General features: G+C 65.3%; 1 protein-coding gene. It reads right to left on the reverse strand.

The window, feature by feature from the left end; all coding sequences use genetic code 11:
- Nucleotides 1-1394 (reverse strand): chemotaxis protein CheA (locus MOV74_RS38270; RefSeq protein WP_246932710.1); only part of this gene is annotated, 1394 nt, incomplete at its 3' end.

Consider the following 1394-nt stretch of genomic DNA (forward strand, 5'->3'; position numbering starts at 1 on the left):
ACCACGTCCATGCCGACGCCGCGGCCGGAGACCGAGGTGATGGCGGCCGCGGTCGAGAAGCCCGGCGCGAAGATGAACTTGTGGATCTGGGCTTCGCTCATCTTCTCGAGCTCGGCCTCGGTGACGAGACCTGACGAGATCGCCTTGGCCTTGATCTTCTCGGTGTTGAGGCCGCGGCCGTTGTCGGCGATGCAGATGATGATGTGGCCGCCCTCGTGATAGGCGGAGAGGCGGATGGTGCCCTGCTCGCCCTTGCCGCTGGCAAGACGCTCGGCGGGGGTCTCAAGGCCATGATCGGCGGAGTTGCGCACCATGTGGGTGAGCGGGTCCTTGATCAGATCGAGCACCTGGCGGTCGAGCTCGGTGTCGGCGCCGTGCATCTCCAATTCGATCTGCTTGCCGAGTTCGCTGGAGAGATCGCGGACGATGCGGGGCAGCTTCTGCCAGGCATTGCCGATCGGCTGCATGCGCGTCTTCATGACGCCCTCCTGCAGCTCGGCGGTGACGTTGGACAGGCGCTGCAACGGCACCTTGAACTCGGTGTCCTCGTTGCGGCGGGAGATCTCCAAGAGCTGGTTGCGGGTCAGCACCAGCTCGGAGACCATGGTCATCAAATGCTCCAGCGTATCCACGTTGACGCGGATCGACTGGTTGGCGATGCGGTCGCCTTCGCCGACAGCCTCGTCGGCCATCGACTTCTTGACCGCGGGCTTCTCCTTGGCGGGCTTTGCGGCTTCCTTGGCAGTTTCCTTGGCAGCGGGCGCTTCAGCCACCGGCGCGGGCTCGGCTTTAGCAACAGGCGCAGGCGCCGGCGCTTCGATCGCGGTCTCGCGGAAGGCGCGCTCGAGCTCGTCGAGCGAGACTTCGCCCGGCCGGAGCGGACGCTCCAGGGTCTGGTCGATCAGCGAGCCCGTGGTCATGTCTTTTGCCGGCGCAGGCGCGGCAGCTACAGGTGCTTCCGGCACCAGCGGCGGGGCGTCACCGACGGGAGCAGCGCTACCGGCCGCCATGGCGGCCATGCCCTGCTCGACCATCGCTTCCAGCTTGTCGATGAGATCGCGGTCGGTACCTTCCGGCTCGGCTTCGGTCGCCTCTAGACCTGCGAGGATTTCCTTGATGCGGTCGATCGAGGACAGGATCACCGTCACCGCCTGCCCGGTCACCGGCATGCCGTCGCGGAATTTGCCCATCAGCGTCTCGCCGGCATGCGCCAGCGCTTCCAGCCGCGGCAGGCCGAGGAAGCCGCAAGTACCCTTGATGGTGTGGACCAGGCGGAAGATGTTATCCAGGATCTTGGCGTTGTTCGGCTCCTGCTCGAACTTCACCAGCTGATTGTCCACGGTGTCCAGGCTCTCGCTGGTCTCCGTCAGAAACTCCCGCAACAGATCATCCAT

The organism is Bradyrhizobium sp. SHOUNA76, from assembly GCF_023006445.1.
Taxonomy (GTDB): Bacteria; Pseudomonadota; Alphaproteobacteria; order Rhizobiales; family Xanthobacteraceae; genus Bradyrhizobium.